At 45.1% G+C, this 18747-nt stretch carries 17 protein-coding genes; 10 read left to right on the top strand and 7 right to left on the bottom strand.

Translation table 11 applies throughout. The annotated features are described in order from the left end of the window. Window positions 1–30 precede the first annotated feature (30 nt). The 4 genes from BLT91_RS16160 to BLT91_RS16140 all read left to right on the top strand — a co-directional run bounded on the left by BLT91_RS16160 (window position 31) and on the right by BLT91_RS16140 (window position 3786). Complete coding sequence (locus BLT91_RS16160) at window positions 31–1173, top strand: electron transfer flavoprotein subunit alpha/FixB family protein (RefSeq protein WP_090822687.1); 1143 nt, start codon at window positions 31–33, stop codon at window positions 1171–1173. Next, window positions 1170–2480, top strand: coding sequence for an FAD-dependent oxidoreductase (locus BLT91_RS16155; protein ID WP_090822685.1), 1311 nt, complete (start codon window positions 1170–1172; stop codon window positions 2478–2480). Before BLT91_RS16160 ends, BLT91_RS16155 begins: the two co-directional genes overlap by 4 nt. Next, complete coding sequence (locus BLT91_RS16150) at window positions 2477–2764, top strand: ferredoxin family protein (RefSeq protein WP_036634482.1); 288 nt, start codon at window positions 2477–2479, stop codon at window positions 2762–2764. The genes BLT91_RS16155 and BLT91_RS16150 overlap by 4 nt, the downstream gene beginning before the upstream one ends. Before the next feature lie 509 nt (window positions 2765–3273). Next, the gene (locus BLT91_RS16140; RefSeq protein WP_090822681.1) at window positions 3274–3786 is read left to right on the top strand and encodes a DinB family protein; all 513 of its coding nucleotides are present in this window, start codon (window positions 3274–3276) and stop codon (window positions 3784–3786) included. Between the two features lie 84 nt (window positions 3787–3870). Here the strand turns inward: BLT91_RS16140 and BLT91_RS16135 are convergent, their stop codons facing one another. Together BLT91_RS16135 and BLT91_RS16130 are read right to left on the bottom strand one after the other, a co-directional pair. Continuing rightward, window positions 3871–4098, bottom strand: a complete 228-nt coding sequence (locus BLT91_RS16135) for a 3-dehydroquinate dehydratase (RefSeq protein WP_090822679.1) — start codon at window positions 4096–4098, stop codon at window positions 3871–3873. A 259-nt stretch (window positions 4099–4357) separates the two neighbouring features. Then, on the bottom strand, window positions 4358–5122 hold the full coding sequence (locus BLT91_RS16130; protein ID WP_368086809.1) for a helix-turn-helix domain-containing protein: 765 nt from the start codon (window positions 5120–5122) through the stop codon (window positions 4358–4360). Window positions 5123–5297: 175 nt separating this feature from the next. Between BLT91_RS16130 and BLT91_RS16125 the strand changes: the two genes are divergently transcribed. From BLT91_RS16125 to BLT91_RS16115, 3 genes are all read left to right on the top strand, one after another. After that, the gene (locus BLT91_RS16125) at window positions 5298–6074 is read left to right on the top strand and encodes a sugar phosphate isomerase/epimerase family protein (protein ID WP_090822676.1); all 777 of its coding nucleotides are present in this window, start codon (window positions 5298–5300) and stop codon (window positions 6072–6074) included. Window positions 6075–6099: 25 nt separating this feature from the next. Continuing rightward, window positions 6100–7119: a Gfo/Idh/MocA family protein gene (locus BLT91_RS16120; protein ID WP_090822674.1), complete on the top strand. Its 1020-nt coding sequence runs from the start codon at window positions 6100–6102 to the stop codon at window positions 7117–7119. Between the two features lie 142 nt (window positions 7120–7261). Further along, window positions 7262–8641, top strand: a complete 1380-nt coding sequence (locus BLT91_RS16115) for an MFS transporter (protein ID WP_090822672.1) — start codon at window positions 7262–7264, stop codon at window positions 8639–8641. 59 nt (window positions 8642–8700) lie between these two features. Here the strand turns inward: BLT91_RS16115 and BLT91_RS16110 are convergent, their stop codons facing one another. Then, complete coding sequence (locus BLT91_RS16110) at window positions 8701–10812, bottom strand: sulfatase-like hydrolase/transferase (protein WP_090822670.1); 2112 nt, start codon at window positions 10810–10812, stop codon at window positions 8701–8703. A 249-nt stretch (window positions 10813–11061) separates the two neighbouring features. Between BLT91_RS16110 and BLT91_RS16105 the strand changes: the two genes are divergently transcribed. Beyond that, window positions 11062–11922: a YitT family protein gene (locus tag BLT91_RS16105; RefSeq protein ID WP_254776988.1), complete on the top strand. Its 861-nt coding sequence runs from the start codon at window positions 11062–11064 to the stop codon at window positions 11920–11922. Here BLT91_RS16105 and BLT91_RS16100 read toward each other — a convergent pair. Both BLT91_RS16100 and BLT91_RS16095 read right to left on the bottom strand, forming a co-directional pair. Continuing rightward, window positions 11919–12620 carry a response regulator transcription factor gene (locus BLT91_RS16100; RefSeq protein ID WP_254776980.1) on the bottom strand — a complete coding sequence of 234 codons (702 nt, stop codon included), beginning with the start codon at window positions 12618–12620 and terminating at the stop codon, window positions 11919–11921. The genes BLT91_RS16105 and BLT91_RS16100 overlap by 4 nt on opposite strands. Window positions 12621–12634: 14 nt before the next feature. Beyond that, window positions 12635–13993 (bottom strand): sensor histidine kinase, encoded by a 1359-nt coding sequence (locus BLT91_RS16095; protein WP_090822666.1) that lies wholly within the window; start codon window positions 13991–13993, stop codon window positions 12635–12637. A gap of 119 nt (window positions 13994–14112) precedes the next feature. Here BLT91_RS16095 and BLT91_RS16090 point away from each other — a divergent pair, with 119 nt between their 5' ends. Together BLT91_RS16090 and BLT91_RS16085 are read left to right on the top strand one after the other, a co-directional pair. Then, entirely contained in the window at window positions 14113–15036 is a 924-nt protein-coding gene (locus BLT91_RS16090; RefSeq protein WP_090822664.1) for a CPBP family intramembrane glutamic endopeptidase, read from the top strand. Window positions 15037–15113: 77 nt separating this feature from the next. Further along, window positions 15114–16097 (top strand): aldose 1-epimerase, encoded by a 984-nt coding sequence (locus BLT91_RS16085; protein WP_090822662.1) that lies wholly within the window; start codon window positions 15114–15116, stop codon window positions 16095–16097. A gap of 97 nt (window positions 16098–16194) precedes the next feature. Here the strand turns inward: BLT91_RS16085 and BLT91_RS16080 are convergent, their stop codons facing one another. Together BLT91_RS16080 and BLT91_RS16075 are read right to left on the bottom strand one after the other, a co-directional pair. Further along, window positions 16195–16578, bottom strand: coding sequence for a YmaF family protein (locus BLT91_RS16080; protein WP_175532331.1), 384 nt, complete (start codon window positions 16576–16578; stop codon window positions 16195–16197). Between the two features lie 63 nt (window positions 16579–16641). Next, complete coding sequence (locus BLT91_RS16075) at window positions 16642–18729, bottom strand: LTA synthase family protein (protein WP_090822658.1); 2088 nt, start codon at window positions 18727–18729, stop codon at window positions 16642–16644. Window positions 18730–18747 lie beyond the last annotated feature (18 nt).

The following is an 18747-nucleotide window of genomic DNA, read 5'->3' as shown; positions in this document are numbered from 1 at the left end:
ATCACTGTTAAGGGAATGGGGGAAGTAAAGATGACAAATGAACAATCACCAGATCAGCAGGAAGCGTCAATGCCCGATTGGTCTGCTTATCGGGGTGTATTAATCGTTGTGGAGCAGCGAGATGGAGCTGCGAAGAAGGTTTCCTGGCAGCTGCTAGGCGAAGGCAAGAAGCTGGCGGCAAAGCTTGACGCGCCGCTCATGGCACTCGTCATCGGCGAGAATGTAGCCCATCTCGCCGAGGAAGCCGTGCATTATGGCGCTGACCGGGTGTTCCTATGCGAAGCGCCAGAGCTTCGTACATATAGGACTCGGCCCTACAGCCGGGTCTGCTTGAAGCTAATCGAGGAAGCGAAGCCCGAGATCGTGCTGTTCGGCGCGACAGCGACGGGCCGCGACTTGGCAGGTGCGATAGCGACGCACCTGCCGACAGGGCTGACGGCCGACACGACGCAGCTCGACGTGGAGCCGCCGCCGTCCAGGCTGCTGCTGGCCAGCCGGCCGGCTTTTTCCGAGAAGATGATGGCGACCATCCTCTGCAAACAGTACCGGCCGCAGATGGCGACAGCTCGCGCCGGGGTGTTTCAGGCGCTGCCCAAGGACACGGCGCGCCAAGGCGAAATCCTTCGCATCGAGGCCACGATGCGGGAAGAAGAGATCGCCGCGCAGGTTCTCGACTTCCTGCGCGAGACTGGCAAGCTTAATCTCGAGGATGCCGAGATTATCGTGGCTGGGGGCCGCGGACTGGGCGGACCCGATGCTTTCGGGCTGCTCGCCGAGCTAGCGGATGCGCTCGGCGGCGTCGTTGGCGCATCCCGCGCAGCGGTCGACGCGGGATGGATCGGGCATGAGCACCAGGTCGGTCAAACCGGTGCCACCGTGAGGCCGAAGCTATACTTCGCCATCGGCATTTCAGGTGCTGTGCAGCATACCGTAGGCATGAGCCATGCTGACGTCGTCGTTGCCATTAACAAAGACGAGAAAGCACCCATCTTCCAGTTCGCCCATTATGGCATAGTTGGCGATATGTTCAAAATTGTTCCTGCAATTACGAATGAAATTAGGAAGCGCCGAACATTATTTGGCAAACAACTACCTAGTTTTAACACCTCTTTGCAACCCGACGATTCGAAGACACGGGTAAGCGCAGCCCTTGAAAGGAGTGAAGCCAAGTGAATGAGAAATTTAATGCGATAGTCGTTGGCGGAGGTCCAGCGGGTTCAGCAGCAGCTTTGACGATGGCGCGCGCAGGTTTATCCGTTGTGCTGCTGGAAAGGGGCGAGTTTCCCGGGGCCAAAAACATTTTCGGAGGCGTTCTATACCGTAAACAAATCGAGGAGCTGGTTCCAGAGTTTTGGAAAGAGAAAAACTTTCCCATGGAGCGTTATATCGTTGAACAGCGCATCTGGATGATGGGCAAAGAGTCCATGGTTACGTTCGGTCATCGAAATGAAGCCTACAAGGAGCCTTATAATTGCTTTACAGGCCTGCGTGTGAAGTTCGATCAATGGTTTGCGGATAAAGCCGTTGCCGCTGGAGCTATCCCCATTTACGAAACTGTTGCCCTTGATGTGATCCGCGAAGGCAATCGGGTTGTCGGCGTGCGTACGGATCGAGATGACGGTGATTTATATGCCGATGTTGTTGTTATTGCAGATGGCGTAAACTCCTTGCTTGGCAAGGCGATGGGCATTCATAAGGAATGGATGCCGGATGAAGTGTCCTTGGCCGTGAAAGAAGTGATTGCACTGCCAAGAGAAAAAATCGAAGATCGATTCGGGCTCGAAGGTGACGAAGGCGTTACGATTGAGTTCATGGGCGAGACCTCACTCGGCATGGCGGGCATGGGATTTCTATATACGAATAAAGAAACGATTTCACTAGGCGTAGGTGTGATGGTCAATCATCTGCGGGACAAAAAAGTGAAGCCCTATGCGGTATTAGACGCCGTTAAGCAGCACCCTATGATTCGCAAATTGATTCAAGGGGGAGAAACGAAAGAGTACTCTGGACATTTAATTCCCGAGGGAGGCTTTCACTCAATCCCGCCGTTATCGGGAGATGGCTGGTGCGTCTGCGGGGATGCAGCGCAGTTAATCAACTTCGTGCACCGTGAAGGCACCAATTTAGCAATGACTTCGGGTCGACTAGCCGGTGAGGCGATTGTTGAGGCCAAGGAGCGTGGGGATTTTACAGCCGCATCCCTAAAAGTCTACGACCAAAAAATACGCGAATCCTTTGTCCACAAAGATTTGCAGAAATACAAAGGAATGCATCAATTCCTTAAGGAACAGGACCCTGAGCTATTGTTCGATAAGCTGCCTAGAGCGCTGAACGAAGCTGCTTACAACATGTTCCTAGTGGATGGAATTCCCAAAGCAGAGAAGCAAAAAATGGCCATGAAGCTCATCAAAAATGCTGCAGGCGGAACGGTGAATCTGATGAAGCTAGGCTACAAGGGATGGAGGGCGATGAACGGATGAGCCAAAGTGACATTTCAGATAAGCTATTTACCATTCGTTACAAATGCGACGATAAGTCACACCTTGTAATCAAAGACACACAGACCTGTTTAAATTGTGTAACGAAGGATTGTAATTACTTCTGTCCTTCCGATGTGTATGAGTGGGAAAAGAAACTCAAGATTACAACCGTTGCGTTTGAGAACTGCATCGAATGTGGTACCTGCCGAATTGCATGTCCATCTTATAATATTGATTGGGTCTACCCCAAAGGCGGTTATGGCATGACATATAAATTTGGTTAAATTTACCGAAAAGTAGATACGGAGCAAAGGCTTTCACAGCCTCAGCTCCGTTTTTCTTTTCTCTTTCCCTACGAAAAGCTTCTTCTAATCTATCTAATAAAAACTTCATTCCTCCATATGTATGTGCAAATCCTCCATAGTTTTGTTCCTTACGGAATACGATAATAAAAGATAGGAGGGATATCATGCATATTTCGTTTGAACCGACTCAAGGATTATTTCATTTACAAAACAAGCACATGAGTTACGTGATTCAACTTATTCAAAACGCGTATCCAGCTCATGTATACTGGGGCCGCCCCATCCGATCAGGTCAATTAGCTTTTTTTCGTAGAGGTCAGTGTTTCTCTTTTGATAGGTCTCTATGAACTCTATCGCTTTGACTTAGGAAGTAGGAGCCTTGAGAGGACCCGATACTACAATCCCTCTAGCAATACTCAATCTGATGAGGAGAATTTGTAGATATCACAGAATGGCTGAAATCTAAAATTGGAGGGAGATTAATCGATATGCTGCAGCGACCTGATCAAGAAGAGTACACACCTTTTTTTGATACGTATATCAGTCAAGTTCCTGAAGGCAATTATTTGTCCTTTTTACACAGTCAATTAGACGCAATTGTAGCTTTGTTTTCGCCGGTTAGCAATGAGCGAGGACTTTCGCGATATGCGCCTGGAAAGTGGAGTTTGAAGGAAGTTTTGGGTCATATGACGGATACAGAGCGTATTATGAGTTATCGGATGCTGCGTATTGCTCGGGGGGATATAACGAATTTACCGGGATTTGATCAGGATCTATTCATCTCAAATACGTCCTTCGATGAACTGTCGATCGAAGATTTATTGCATGATTTTCAAACCGTACGTCAATCTACTTTCTCTTTGATAAAAACAATTTCAGAAGCAGCTTGGTCGCGTAAGGGTGTTGCTAATAACAATGAAATCTCTGCACGCGCGCTTGCCTATGTGATAGCTGGTCATGCTCAGCATCACCTTGGCGTTATCCAGAATAAATACGTATAAGCAATCCCCAAATAAAGAACAAACAAACCTCCAAAAACCACTAAGAAAGTGGGATTGGAGGTTTATTTATTGCTTGATCTCATTTTAATAAAGGGATAAAGCAAGAGAGTCACGTTCATTAAAGGAATGGAGAATCGCTTCACAACCAACGATTTCAATACTAATGATAGAATCCAAGCATTTCTTAATAGTGGCCCTTCCCTTGATTACTTTGGCTTCAAGAGCGGATTTCAATAAGTTGAATTTCTTTTTATTTTTCTCATCGGAGTAGACAGGCACGGGTTTGTTATGAATCGTAATAAACATTTTCATAGTTTTTCACCATCCTTGATTTGGATATAGTTCTAGCATATAGGAATATTATTAATTTAACCTTAAAATAGTTTTACAATTTTGAAACAAACCTTGTATTTCTATGTAATTGTTTATAATTATTCGTGGAAATCCTTTATTTTCGGTCTTTCTAACTGTCAGCTATTTCCTTCCTTCTCTTAAGTTTATACGAATGTGAGAGAAGAAATGTTTCACACTCAACGTGCAGCTTGTTGAAGAATTTGTGAATCTTTTGAAATCACTCGTTTTGTGGAGCCTTTTGGCGGAACAGTTTTGGAGATATTCCAAATCTATGTTTAAAAGCTCTGTGGAAGTAGGGATAGCTGCCGAAGCCGCAGCTTAAAGCAATTTGCTCCAGGGACATTGAGCTATCATGCATACGTTCCACAGCGCTAGATAAACGTACTTCTAGGGCGTATTGAATCATGGTCTTGCCGAAACACTCTTTGAACAAGTGAACTGCGCGAGATACGCTGAGACCAACATGAACGGCAACATCATCGACTTTAAATGTGGCGGTAGCGTGTGCCTCAATAAACCTCTTCATTCGTGTACCCGTGAAAGGGCGTCCTTGTAAGGAAACGGTTTCGGTTGCCGCGCGCTCAACATATAGGCAAAGTGCTTGCAGCAAGTAACCGCTAAGCTCGTGGTTCTCTTCTTCCATTCTTCGTTTCTCGAGAATAAGCTGCCGCCAAAGTGAAATTAATCGAGCATCCAAGTCGATGCGAGTACAAGTTTGTTTGGGGCAGCGTTTCCACCACGCATCGATCCAAGTGCCTTTACAGAATAAATAATAGTCGCCGCTGGCGATTTTACTGTCTTGGCGATCTATCTCTTGTTCGATACGAAGTTCATAAGGGTCACCTGGTTGATAGAGGAGTAAATGGCCAGCTTCTATTCGCTGCATACGGCCATCCACTAAGACCTCGCACGTGCCTTCTGTTTGTAAACGGAAAAGATAAGAATTGAGTCCCGATTTCGTACTGACATTAAACGGTTCCATATGAAAAGAATAGCCGCAGGTTAAGAGCTCTGTTTTCATCATAAACACCTTTCATAGCCAAATAAGAGATGTTTTGATTATATCGTGAATGGTCAAATTAGGCTATTTTCCATTATACTATTTCCAATAGGACATTATTTATCAAAATATGGATATTGAGAAAAGAGGAGAACAAATGGGACGTCTCGGAATTGGTCTTCAATTGTATACACTAAGGGATGATATGGCACAAGATTTGGAAGGCACACTTCGTCATGTAGCGAAGTTAGGGTATGAAGGCGTTGAATTTGCGGGTTACTTTGACAAGCCTGCTGCGGAACTCAAACAACTGCTTGATGAGCTGGGTTTGAAAGCGATCGGCAGTCACATAAGTCTGGAGAGATTTCGGAAAGATCTGCAAGGGGAAATTGCCTATCTGCACACGATCGGTGCGAAGTATGCAATCTGTCCCTATGTTGGTGCTGAAGAACGCGAGTCGGCAGAACAATGGAAAGCACTTATTGCTGAATGCGAAGCGATTGCGGTAGAAGTAAATAAACAAGGCTTACAATTCCTGTATCATAATCATGATTTCGAATTTCATTATAAGGTGAATGACGAGTTCGTTTTTGATGCGATGTATGCTAAAACGGGTATAGATGCAATTAACGTAGAGATGGACGTATGCTGGGTTCAATTCGCTGGTCAAGACCCACTGGCTTATATAGCTAAATATACGGGCCGGTTGCCATTGCTCCATTTCAAAGATTTCACGAAAGATGCCGATGGTAAGATAGTAACATTGGAGCTAGGCTTAGGTGATGTTCCTTTAGAGAAAGTGATTAAAGCGGCTGAGCAAGCAGGCGTGGAATGGCTCGTTGTTGAGCAGGATAACTGCCAGAAACCGCCGCTCACAAGTGTCGCCAACAGCTTGAACTGGCTCAAAGAACATTATACGAGTGTTACTAACTAACAATCTAAAGGAGTGTTAAATAGACATGAGTAAAATTAAAGTGGCCGTAGTAGGGTGCGGTTCCATCTCCAAACATAGACATATCCCAGAATATGCTTGGAATTCTAATGTTGAACTGGTTGCCTTCGTCGATCCTATTCTGAAGAGAGCTGAGCACTATGCACAGCTGCATGGCGGAAAAGCATACAGCAGCTATACGGAAATGCTAAAGCAGGAGAAAGTGGATGCAGTTAGTGTATGTACACCGAACTTTCTTCATGCAGAAGCTGCTATCGCCGCGGCAAATGCAGGCGCTCATGTTCTTGTTGAGAAGCCGATGGCTTCAACCGCTGAAGAAGCGACGGCGATGATTGAGGCGGCAAAGAAAAATGGCGTATTTTTAATGGTGGGTCACAACCAGCGGCTGATGCCTCCACATGTCAAAGCCAAAGAAATTTTAGATTCCGGTAAACTGGGCAAAGTACTCACATTCCGTACGTCCTTCGGTCATCCAGGACCGGAAGGGTGGAGCGTGGACGGCCGCGAAAGCTGGTTCTTCCGCAAAGAAGAAGCAACGATGGGTGCAATGGGCGATCTCGGAGTACATAAGTCGGATTTAATTCGTTGGTTGCTTAGTGATGAGGTTGCTCAAGTGGCTGCTTTCGTCGGCACTCTGCATAAAGAAGGTACAGATGTTGATGATAATGCAACATGCTTGATACGAATGAAGAGCGGTGCAACAGGTTCCCTAGTTGCAAGTTGGACATATTACAAGGGTCAAGACAACTCAACTGTGTTATGGTGCGAGAACGGTGTTATCAAAATTGATACGGATCCAAATGACCAAGTCATCGTTGAACTTCGCGACGGTACTGTCGAACGTTATAAAGTCGGACAAATCGCAACGAACGAGAAACAAGTGCATAGTGGTGTCATTGACGAATTCGTAACGTGCATCTTAGAAGGGCAAAAGCCGCGTATTTCCGGCGAAGAGGGGCTTCGTTCCTTGCAAGTCATCCTTGCAGCATTCGAATCTGAAGCAACAGGAAAAATTATATCGTTGTAAGTCAGGTTATACTAGCCATCTTTAAAAGCTCTTCCATTCGTGGAATGAGCTTTTTATTTTTTTCCTTGTAGTGAGAAAAAGAATATGATAAAGTTCTATTATTCGATAATTATCGAACAATATAAAATGAAGGTGGTTGAATATGAAGACGAGTACGGATTCGCCAATTGCTTCATCTCAAGATTCGGAAGTATTGAGAGAAAGGCTGGTTCTTGGTCTTTGGAGTGTGGCAGTCATGCTGATCACTATGAATACTACGATGTTCAACGTGGCTTTACCGCAAATTATGAAGCAGTTCTCGCTATCCTCGACGACGGCATCTTGGATCGTGACGGGGTATTCCATAGTATTTGCCATCTCTTCGATTACATTCAGTCGATTATCCGATTACTTACCTATTCGCAGATTATTAGCCTTTGGGATTATATGTTTAAGTGTCGGTTCACTGATAGGTATATTTAGTCATCACTTTATTATGTTATTTGCTTCGAGGATTTTACAAGCCATTGGTGCAGGTTCTGGCATATCCTTAGGCGTCATGCTGGTTACTCGTTATATTCCTATGAGTAGACGCGGACGATCCATGTCTGTCATCATTTCAACGGCTACTTTCGGTATGGGTCTTGGGCCTGTCCTCGGCGGTGCCATTACTGAGTATTGGGGATGGAATGGGCTCTTTGTCGTAACTGCCCTCATTGTTTTAGTACTCCCATTGCTTTTCCGACTACTGCCCAAAGAAGAAGCCGTTCATGTCCGTTTTGATTTCGCAGGAGCGCTCTTTATCGGTGTCGGTGTAACGGGACTGTTATTATTTATGACAACAGCTTCTTTGTTTGCACTCGCGGCCGGCATCCTATTCATCATTGCATTTTGGATGAGAATTAAACGTGCAAAGGGACCTTTCGTTCAGCCTCAACTACTAAGAAATATGCCATATATGCTGCTTAGCTTCATCGTATTCGCTGCTTTTGCCGCACATTTTGCTACGCTGTTCCTTATGCCGTTAATGCTGAGTCGATTATATGGCTTGAGTTCCGTTTACACAGGTTTGATCATATTCCCAGGAGCGATATTATCGGCGCTATTTTCTAATGTGGTTGGTCGTATGATCGATCGATATGGCAATCACCTTATTCTTCGTGGAGGGAGTATTTTTATGCTGCTGGGGGCAGTATTGTTCGGATGGTTAAGTTCGATCTCGCCTATTGCCATATTATTCGTTTATATTCCGCTAAGCATAGGTGTCACGATGTTGACGACAAGTGTGTCTAACGAGATGTCGCGCATTCTGCCGAAAGAACAGATAGGCGCGGGCATAGGACTCTCACAGCTCATTCAGTTCGTTGGAGGTGCCTTTGGTGTGGCCTTGAGCGGCAGAAGCATAGCTTGGCAAAAGTCGATTCCTCTTTCCGATGCCTTCACCCATATTTTTTGGGGTGTAGCTGTCATTGTTCTACTTGCGGGAATGAGTTACCTCACTTACCACTCCAAGGAGCAATCCAGTCTATCTCTGGCTAAGTAAAAAATAAAAGAAAACCCCTTATTCTCAATGAGAAAAAGGGGTTTTTGTGTAATTTTCAATTAACGCCCGCCTATATCTATCGGCAAGGTGTTCGATTTACCAACAATGGTTTCCTTTGAATCCTTCACATTCACTTGGATGTCCCAGATACCGGCCTTAAGTAAATTGCCTTCGACCTTGGCTGTTAGAATATGCTCATCTTGCCAGGTTGTTGGAACGGCTTTGCCATTTAAGGTTACATACCCAAGTGGCGGGAAATTGCTTCCTCTCGCTGTTAGCGTCACGCTAGAGCGTCCTGATAAGTCTTGCGTATCAGATTCTACTTTATCTAGTGCAATCGGTCCAAATCCAAGCATATATTTCGAATTGATAATGGGAACTTTATAATCCTTGTACGCATGTCGATCACCGAAAATGATATCGTATTGCAAAGTCTCATAATCCTTGAGGTCCTGCTCATTAATATTCATCGCCTTGTAATAGTCTTTCGGCGGGATGACAGGGATCTTTTTTGAAAGTTGACTTAAATAATCGGTATAATAGCTGCCTTGCTGTTTGGATAATTCAATCAGATAAGGGCCTAAGAAAGAAGGACTAATATTTAAATTATCTTTGTGTTGGGTGTCAAAATTATTCCATACGACGAGAGGAACGCTGTACATTTTTTTCAGGAAATCTGGGTCGTCTTTGCCGCTAATATACTTGGTGTCAATGTAAGTGGCATAATCATCGCCTAAGGCTGGTAGGTGATCTCCCCAGAAAGCAATAATCGTAGGTTCTCCCTTTTTCTCGTAGTACTGGACTAATTCCTTCAACATATTATCGGAGGCACTTATACCTTGGGCAAGTGTTTCTAGCATACCTTGAGAAGAAGGTGACATATTGCCGGTGACATCTATTGTATTCTTTGGAAATTTACCTGGAAAAAAATGAAAATGGTTTTCCATCGTATTAGCGAAAATAAAATCGGGTCCTTCACTCTGTTCGGTTGCATGAATAATATTGGCAGCAACTTCGCTGTCTGCAATATAAGGGCCTGAATAGTGAGGCTTAAAGTATTCAATCGGGATATACTTGGCGAACCCAAAATCTTGATATATTTTATTGCTATTGAAATACCAGTTGTAGAAAGGACTTACGGCTGTTGACGTGTAACCTTGTCTCGCATAAATACTAGCTAAAGAATCTACTTCATTTGTTATGAATTGATTGTAGGCAATTGACCCTTGCGGCAGGAAACGCATGGAGTTTCCTGTTAAAACCTCGAATTCCACATTGGCTGTACCCCCGCCATATTGTGGAGAAAGCATTGTGCCACTTGTCCCAGTCTGCTGCAGCTTGTGGAAGAAAGGGATAGGATCTCGACTGAATTCAACGCCTTTTATAACTGTGGGGTCCCAGAAAGCTTCACTCAATACGACAATAACATTTGGTTTTACTGGATTGCTTGAATCGCCAGCTTTTATCGGCTTTGGTGAATTCTTAACGATAGCATCAACTGCTTTGTCGTCGTAGCCTTCTCGCTTATCGCTAAGCATCGACTTCGTATTTAGAAAAGTTGCAAGTGCGTAGCCATTCATTGTTGTATTCTCTACTTGATTCCAGACGGAAGCTTTGATACCGAACCATTTCTGCACGGGAAGGGGCAAATCGGTGTAAACCGCAGTTAACATAGCAATTGCAATAATAGCAAGTATTCCTCGTTCTTTTAACGCAACTTTTTTCATAAATAAGGGTGTGCGGTATAGCAAGAAATAACTGGTCGTGAGGAATAGAACAATCATAATCAAAATTTTAAGGCTTAAAATATTCGATATATACTTCACCATATCCGACGCTTCGCCGGCTAAGACAATATCCCATGGTGTCAAAGGGACACCTAATATTTTCAGCTTAACGCCACTAATGAGGGCCAAAGAAAGAAGAATACCGGATATGACCCAATAGGCAATTCTAGTTCGGCCAATCAAGGCGATAAACAACAAAAGTAAGCTCATAACGATCCATGCATTGAAAAGGAGCTCAATCACATGTTTGTAACTCCAAGAGATCATTTCTATATAATGCCCGCGGCTCAAGATTTCCATAATCACAACAGGAATAAAAGCAAGGAGAATTATTGGTAATCGTTGCCGGATCAGAAGCAATAAGCGATTAAGTTGAAGTTTCATATATTCTCCTATGGTTTTGATATTTTAAGAAATTGTAAATGACAACTGTCATTATACCATGAGCGATTTCAATATTCGATGGAATATTATCTAAGAATTATTATATGAAAGAAACAATGAAATGGGTGTTAAAGGCAGGAAAAAGCTGGCTTTGTCGAGAAAAAAGATTGTATAGACGTTATGAGAGAAACGGAGGGGACTAACGTGGCCAAGGAACAAATTCAATTGCAGAAGAAGACAGCCATGCAGATGCAGCATCGAAGAATGACGAAGAGAACCCTGCTTAGGCGCGGCGTGTTTTTATTCCTGGGGGCAGCCTTAATGTCGGTCGGATTGGAAATTTTCTTGGTACCAAACAAAATTATTGACGGAGGTATCACGGGTATCTCCATTATTTTATCGTATTTGACCCATGTGCAAGTGGGGATATTTTTGACCTTATTAAATATGCCATTCCTATTTATTGGATATAAAATGATCGGAAAAACGTTTGCTTTATCTACACTTTTCGCGATTCTGATTATGTCGATAGGAACGGCGCTGCTGCATCCGGTTCCAGAGCTTACGAATGATCCCTTGTTAGCGGCTGTTTTTGGAGGCATAATTCTGGGAATTGGGGTAGGGATGGTGATTCGGTTCGGGGGTTCACTGGACGGCACAGAAATTATTGCTATTCTGGTGTCCAAAAAAATTCCGTTTTCCGTTGGCGAGATCGTGATGTTCTTCAACTTATTCATTCTCGGAAGTGCAGGCTTTGTATATAGCTGGGATCGTGCGATGTATTCTTTAATTGCTTATTTTATTGCTTATAAAATGATTGATGTAACGATTGAAGGGTTCGATGAGTCGAAATCCGTCTGGATCATCAGCGATCACTTCAAACAAATTGGGGAAGCTATTTTAGACCGATTGGGACGTGGCGTTACGTATCTGGAAGGGGAAGGCGGCTTCTCCGGAGATAACAAAAAAGTCATTTTCTGTGTAATTACAAGACTGGAGGAAGCAAAATTGAAATCCATCGTGGATGAACTCGATCCTTCGGCATTTCTCGCTGTGGGCAATATCCACGATGTCAAAGGCGGACGATTCAAAAAGAGGGACATTCACTAGTCCCTTTTGTCGTCTCCGTTGGTTTTTGTTTTTCCTCGCTCAAACAAACCTAAGTCTCTTATTTTCTGAGCGGCATCTTTGCTGCTCGGACTGCCGAGTTTTTTCAATATATGCCCCACATGAATTTTGACCGTTCGCAAAGATATGAAAAAGCGGTTCGCGATTTCCGTTTGCGTGTGGCCTTGATCTATCATCTCCAGGACCTGAAGTTCAGTTGGCGTGATCAAATCGCTGATTTCTTTGACTTTGAACTGCTGCTCCAATCGTTTGAGCCTGCGGAATTCCTCTCGCATCTGTTCTGCTACGGCAGCGTTAATCGAGGCTTGACGGGCATGTACGGCTCGAATAATGGCGGGAAGCTCTTCAAATCGGGATTTGATCTGGTAGTCGATGGCGCCAGCTTGAAACGAGCGAAAGATGAAATCTTTCTCTTCCATTGAAGTAAGCATGATTACTTTAACTCCCAAAGATAAAAGCGCTTGCTCAGCAAGTCTGATCCCAGCAGGTTCATCCTGCAGCATGATATCCATAAGAACGACATCAACCCCTGATTCAGCCGAAGTAAACAGTTCGCTAGCTTCTTCTGAAGTAGATACCGTGCCCACAACTGACAGATCAGGCTGTCGATTCAAATAAGCTTTTAGGCCGCGTAGCCAGTCAAGGTCATCCTCAACAATTAATATGCGAATTGGATCCAAGTACAAATCCCCCTCTATGTCAGTAATCGGTTGCCGGGGAATGTCAGAAATACGCTGGTGCCCTTCCCTGGTTCACTGCTTAATTCCAAGGTTCCCCCATGTTTCTTCATAACACTGTAGCAGTAAGCGAGTCCGAGTCCAAAGTTGCTATGACTGCCGCTTTTGGTTGTATAAAACGGTTCTAATACTTGCTTTAACACGGCTTTCTCCATACCAATTCCGGTATCTCTAATTTCCAAAACGATGTTCTTTTTGGCAGGATAAGCTTTGATGATAAGATCGCCGCCTTTTGGCATAGCTTCTGCCGCATTCATAAGTACATTCGTTAACGTTTCAGCGATTTGAATGCGATCCAATTGAAGCGTAAGGTTGTCAGAGATGTTCTGGCTTACCTTGACCTTAGTGACGTAAGGAGTAAGAGGAAGAAGTACCTCATCCATCAGCTCCACTAAATGGACAGGAGAAACACGCAGCGGTAGCTCCTGTGTTTGTTCGTGAACACGGCTAATCATGTCACGTATATGCGTGGAAGATCCCATAACGACATCGATGTCCTGAATGAGCTCAGCTTGGTTCGTTTCCTCGGCATACTGCTTCATCTTCTCGAGGAATAATCGCATTTTTCCTACATCATTTTTGATCGCATGGTTTAAAATCGCGGTTCCCGATGTGATTGCCCGGAGTGTCGAGTCAAGCTTACGTCGTTCGATGAGGAGCCTCATCCCGAGAAAGCCGTATTTGAAAAAAGTAAACACGAAAAAAGGCACAACGAAAGTCAAAATCCACACATGATATACCCACATCCGGTAATAACCGAAGCTCGGCATGACGTAATTAAGTACGCCAACACAGAGAATTGGCGGAAGAAGAGATAAACAGGTAAACAAGTGCGTTCGCCTCATGGCGGGTAGCCGCTCGGTTTTGATCACGATAAGAACTGCACCAATGAAAATATAAGGAACAACCCAGGAGGCTACTATGGGAAAGGCAATGGGCATTTCCTCGGTATAGCCAGGTGTAAACAGTAAGCAGGCAATAGGAGGAATTAGAAGACCTATGGGCAGCCACATTCGAATGGCTGGTTTCTGCCAGGATGTGTTATATTTCAAAGAAAGCATGGCAAATGAATACGGCAAGCCATAGTACGAGATCAGTGAGCAAATGCCCATGAAGCGGTAGAGCAGCATGCTAATGGAAGGATTAGGCACCGTTTGCTGGATATATGGGATACAGATTTCGGATAATACAGCGGCAAGGGCACCGAAGCCACCAGTAAAAGCAACGGCGCTCATCCAGCGCATCGTGCTTGATCTTGGATCCACCATGACAAGTCCCAACGCGATGATCCAGAGTGCAAATAGAACGAAAAGCATATGTCCTCCGTCAATCGAATTGAATGTTTCTTCTATTGTGGCATGGAGCCAACATTTGCACAAGAGAATCCTTTCCGCCAAGACTTGGCAGGAAATAGGCGATTATTCTCGAATAGGTGGTGAGAAAGGAGTGGAACTTCATCAATATAAAAAAGCAAACGTCCTTATCCATTCTTACGATTGTGGGCAAAGTATGGTTAACCCTTGTTTTCATTGTTGTGATAACGGTGGTTTTATCGATTGCGGCGGCGGTTGTAACGATTCGAAGACATCCTGCTCAGGAGTTAAGTTTGGCAGGAGTAGCTGGAGATCCATTCTTTATTCAGGCGGCTTTGTGGGCGCAAATTATAGGTTTTATTAGCGGGGTTTTCCTTGCGTACGCGATCTTCGAAAGACGTAAAGGATGGACACTAGGATTTCTTGCGCACCAGCCCGGACAACGATTCGGAGAAGGCTTCACTGCAGGCGCTTTGCTTATCACCATCAGTTGTGCCGGGATTTGGCTAATGGGTGGAATACAGATCCAATCCAGCCAATGGACAGAAACGTTGGGGGTAGAACTGATAGGCGCTTTCTTACTCTTTATCGGTGTAGCTGTAAATGAAGAGTTGTTCGCTCGCGGCTACCTACAGGGGCTTGTAAAATCGAGGTTCGGCTTCATTCCTGCCATAACCGTATCGACTATTGTATTTGCGATGATGCATACATTTAATCCGGGTATGTGGAGCACTCCGATGCCGCTCTTGAATTTACTTTTGGCAGGGCTGTTATTTGGCTTGTGCCGGGAGTACTCTAGAGGCTTGTGGATGCCGATTGGCATGCATTTGTCCTGGAATTTCTTCCAGGGCTGTATCTTCGGATTCGAGGTATCCGGCACACCGATGCCGTCATTAATCAAGACTCAGACACAAGGAGCTGCACTTGTTTCTGGAGGAGGTTTCGGAGCGGAAGGCAGCTTTATCACCACCGTATTCCTCGTACTTGGAACTGTTTTGATATCTAAGTACTATCAAAGACGATCAAGAAAAAAGCTTGCGAGCTAAGTATTGCTGGCGAAAAAATCAAAGCGTATGCTTACGATGCCATTTTTGCTAAAGCAAAACTCTAAGGAGGATTCATCATGAATCAATATGAGATTATCACGAGTGAGTGGGACGGAGAGTCGACCCTGCGCCTAGTCGACCACCATGCTCAGGCCGAGGCCGAAGTCATCCCGGCCATTGGACTGCATCTGTTCCGCTTCGATGTACGGAACCATGCCTACATCGCGAAGCCAGCCAGCGCAGCTGAGCTTCGCGTCAAGTCTTCGCGCTACGGCGTGCCCATTCTGTTCCCGCCGGGTCGCGTCAAGCTTGCGGCCTTCTCCTTCGGAGGCCGCGAGTACCGGCTCCCCGCGAATCGGGAGCCGGATCACGCCCACGGCGAGCTGCGCGAGCGGCCGTGGAAAGTCGTCGCCAGCGGCGCGGATGCCGCTGGCGGGGCGTATGTCTCCGCTGAGTTCGACTTCGCGGAGCATCCGGATATGCTGGCGTATTATCCACACGCCGCATGCTTTCGCTTCACGTACCGTCTGAAGGACGGTACGCTGTCGCTCAGCGGTGAAATCGCCAACCATAGCGGCGAAACGATGCCGCTATCTCTTGGCTTTCACCCGTACTTCGCGTTCGCGAAGGGCGAAGCCAGCCGCGTGCGGGTCTTGATCCCCGCGGCGGCAGAATGGCCGCTCAGCGCGGATGGCTACGCGGCAGCCGAGCCCGCGCCATCACCGCTCACAGCGGCGCTGCAGCAGGGCGCGCTCGTCACAGCGCTGCCTAACTACCCCGGCGGCTCGCAGATGCTCAGCATCGAGCCGGGACCGCAAACCTGCGAGCTTCATTATGAGGCTCGGGGTACGAAGCTCGTGTACAACATGGGAGACAAGTTTCCCATTCATGTTCTTTTCACTGCTCCATGGACGGATGCGGTGTCCCTCGAACCTTATACGAGTATTATGAACGTGTTCAACGAACCTTTTTCACCTGAAGTATCTGGCGCCCAAGGCTTAGCAGTGGGTGAATCGTTCACATTCAATTGGTCTATCCATATCGAACCATTACTAAAGTAACCCCAAAAAGAGTCTAGAAGAGGCTTATCAGACTTATCAGCCATCTTACTAGACTCTTTATCATTCCCTTCGTCGTTTTCCGACTCCTGCCGATCACTCACCAAGGCTCATACCCAAAACCAATTGTAGAATATCCAGAGTACGTATGCTGGTGCAGTTCTTTAATTAGTCCTTCCATTTTGGCTGATATCTCCAGCGCATTTCGTCGTGGTGTGTTATAAGCATTCAACTCGACTGTACCTTCAAGTAGATGAAAGTGAGTTCCATCCTGGAGTGCAATGGCTGGTCCTGTCGTGCCGTAGTAAGCATGGTAATGACCATACTTAATGCCAGTAATGCCTTGGTATTGATGGACGTGTCCATCGCAGGCTGTACCGTTCACATTAAACGTATATAGACGCAATAAGTGTTTATGCTTTAATTCTTCCGATGACATCACCTCGAAAAAATGAACGTGCGCAGGCGGGATACGACTATGCATGCCAAAAACCCCCTCGGCAACAGGATATGGTTTCATCCTATTCCAAGGGGGCTAGAGTCATGACTAGGGCAGCGGATAAAGGTTTGATTGGCCGATCTTCATCTTTTTATCATCATATATTCGTACTTCGACTTGATGAGGTTTACCAGTCTCTGAAAGTGGGTTCTCTGACAGATCGACATAAAGCGTATCTTTCCCATCGAAATTGGATTTGAACTGCACGCCATCAATATAAACATTGCAGGATGAATAAAAAGGGGTGCCAACAACCTGGAGCTTGTTTTCACTTTGAATCACTTTAGTTATCACGGGATCACCATAGCCTAAGGTGTAGTTAGGCTGGATGATTGTGTTTTTGAAGCCCTTGGCTTCGTACCCATAACGACCTCCGAATAAGTTATCGTATTGAAGCTTCATGTAGTCGGAGAGATCGCTCGGTTTTATTTGATACTTGTCCCACATCTCATTCGGCGGAATAACAGGTATTTTTTGCGACAAATCATAGAGATAGTCTGTGTAGTAACTCCCCTGTACACCAGCCATATGAAGAACCTTAGGACCTAAAAACGAAGGGCTCATTTTAAGATTCAACTTCTCCTGATCCGCGGGCAGAAAATTGTTCCAAATTAAGAAAGGCGTGTAATGTGTCTTCGTATACAAATCTGGATCATCAGGCAGCACGTACTTCGCGTCGCGGTAAACTTTATAATTTTCTTCAAAGAACGGTAAATGATCCCCGAAAAAAAGGATGATTGTAGGCTCGGATTTTTTAGTGTAATAATCAACTAAAGACTGGAGCGCTTTGTCTGTACCCGAAATACCCTGGGCGTACGTTTCCAAAATGCCTTTGGATTCAGCCGTGATATCCCCGTTAACTTCAATCGTGTTTTTGATGAATTTTCCTGGTTTAAAGGGATGATGATTTTCCATCGTATTCGCGAAAATGAAATCAGGCCCCGGGCTTTTCTCAGTTTCCTCGATAATCTTCTTTACAACAGCTCGGTCCGCATAGTTCGGCCCTTCAAAATCATTTGGGAAAAACTCACTAGCAATGAACCGCGAAAAACCAAAATGCTTATACACCTTTCTGCTGTCGAAGAAATAGCTAAAGAAAGGGTTGATCGATGTAGCGGAATACCCCTGCCTCGTCGCGATACTTGCTAAAGAGTCTACGCCATGGTTCATGTACTCGATATAAGGTAATATTTTATCTGGGGATTTCCCAAAGAATCGCATGGAATTACTCGATAAAACTTCAAATTCTACATTTGCAGTGCTGCCACCGAATTGCGGAGATAACATCCAACCACTGGTGTAAGTTTTTTGTAATTGATGCAAATTCGGTATAGGATCCCGACTAAATGAGATGTTTTTCATTATTGTTGGATCCCAGAAAGCCTCTCCGAGCATGACGATGATGTTCGGCTTTTTGTCACTGGCTGCTTTTTTCTCAGGAATCTTCTCCAAAATGGAGGTGACTGCTTTTTTACTATACCCATCCGGTTTTGCGACATTCAGAAACCCAAGCATTTGCACGGAGGAGTACAGATACCCATTCTCGTCATAGGTGATCGTTTGATCCCAAGGCACCGTGTAAATGCCATATAAATTCATGAAAGGAATGGGCTTGTCCATATAAAGGCTAGTCGCCATAACTAATGAAATGACTGCATAAATACTTCGTTCAATCCATGTGAATTGGATACGTCCATGCAGCAAAACCAAACGAAATAATAGAGCGGCAATCGCAAGGAAAATGGCAACAGTACCAAGTATTGTAAGGTTTAAATACCCATGAAGAAATGCTTTGTACTCGATAATTTGATTATTAAAAGCGAGGTCCCATGGATAATATGGCGCTCCAATGGCTTTTAATTTACTGCCGCTAATTGCGCCCAGAGGAAGCAGAATGGCACAAAGAAGCCAAAAGGATAAGCGGCTTCGACCGGTTACTGCGATAAGGAACAAATACATAGTACCTACAACAAAGTAGGCAAGAACCATAGAAAGTGGGTGAATCATGACCCATTTATGAAGTTCTTCATAGGAGCCTCTTTCTAAGTATTCAACCATGCCCATCAGTAGAAATGGTAATACAATGATCATGATGCGAGAGGGTACATGCTTAAGTGTTTGAAGTAAAGTAGTCATTCGTTGGACTCCTATTCT

Source organism: Paenibacillus sp. yr247 (assembly GCF_900103825.1).
Classification (GTDB): domain Bacteria; phylum Bacillota; class Bacilli; order Paenibacillales; family NBRC-103111; genus Paenibacillus_E.
Note: the sequence above shows the minus strand (reverse complement) of the source record. Positions and strands in the feature narration are given on the sequence as shown.

Bases quoted from the DNA above. Each gene is read 5' to 3' on its own strand.
- BLT91_RS16110 (WP_090822670.1), bottom strand. From the start codon at position 10,812: ATGAAACTTCAACTTAATCGCTTATTGCTTCTGATCCGGCAACGATTA.
- BLT91_RS16125 (WP_090822676.1), top strand. From the start codon at position 5,298: ATGGGACGTCTCGGAATTGGTCTTCAATTGTATACACTAAGGGATGAT.
- BLT91_RS16075 (WP_090822658.1), bottom strand. From the start codon at position 18,729: ATGACTACTTTACTTCAAACACTTAAGCATGTACCCTCTCGCATCATG.
- BLT91_RS16085 (WP_090822662.1), top strand. From the start codon at position 15,114: ATGAATCAATATGAGATTATCACGAGTGAGTGGGACGGAGAGTCGACC.
- BLT91_RS16150 (WP_036634482.1), top strand. From the start codon at position 2,477: ATGAGCCAAAGTGACATTTCAGATAAGCTATTTACCATTCGTTACAAA.
- BLT91_RS16080 (WP_175532331.1), bottom strand. From the start codon at position 16,578: ATGCATAGTCGTATCCCGCCTGCGCACGTTCATTTTTTCGAGGTGATG.
- BLT91_RS16120 (WP_090822674.1), top strand. From the start codon at position 6,100: ATGAGTAAAATTAAAGTGGCCGTAGTAGGGTGCGGTTCCATCTCCAAA.
- BLT91_RS16160 (WP_090822687.1), top strand. From the start codon at position 31: ATGACAAATGAACAATCACCAGATCAGCAGGAAGCGTCAATGCCCGAT.
- BLT91_RS16105 (WP_254776988.1), top strand. From the start codon at position 11,062: ATGCAGCATCGAAGAATGACGAAGAGAACCCTGCTTAGGCGCGGCGTG.
- BLT91_RS16130 (WP_368086809.1), bottom strand. From the start codon at position 5,122: ATGGAACCGTTTAATGTCAGTACGAAATCGGGACTCAATTCTTATCTT.
- BLT91_RS16115 (WP_090822672.1), top strand. From the start codon at position 7,262: ATGAAGACGAGTACGGATTCGCCAATTGCTTCATCTCAAGATTCGGAA.
- BLT91_RS16135 (WP_090822679.1), bottom strand. From the start codon at position 4,098: ATGAAAATGTTTATTACGATTCATAACAAACCCGTGCCTGTCTACTCC.
- BLT91_RS16140 (WP_090822681.1), top strand. From the start codon at position 3,274: ATGCTGCAGCGACCTGATCAAGAAGAGTACACACCTTTTTTTGATACG.
- BLT91_RS16095 (WP_090822666.1), bottom strand. From the start codon at position 13,993: ATGCTTTTCGTTCTATTTGCACTCTGGATCATCGCGTTGGGACTTGTC.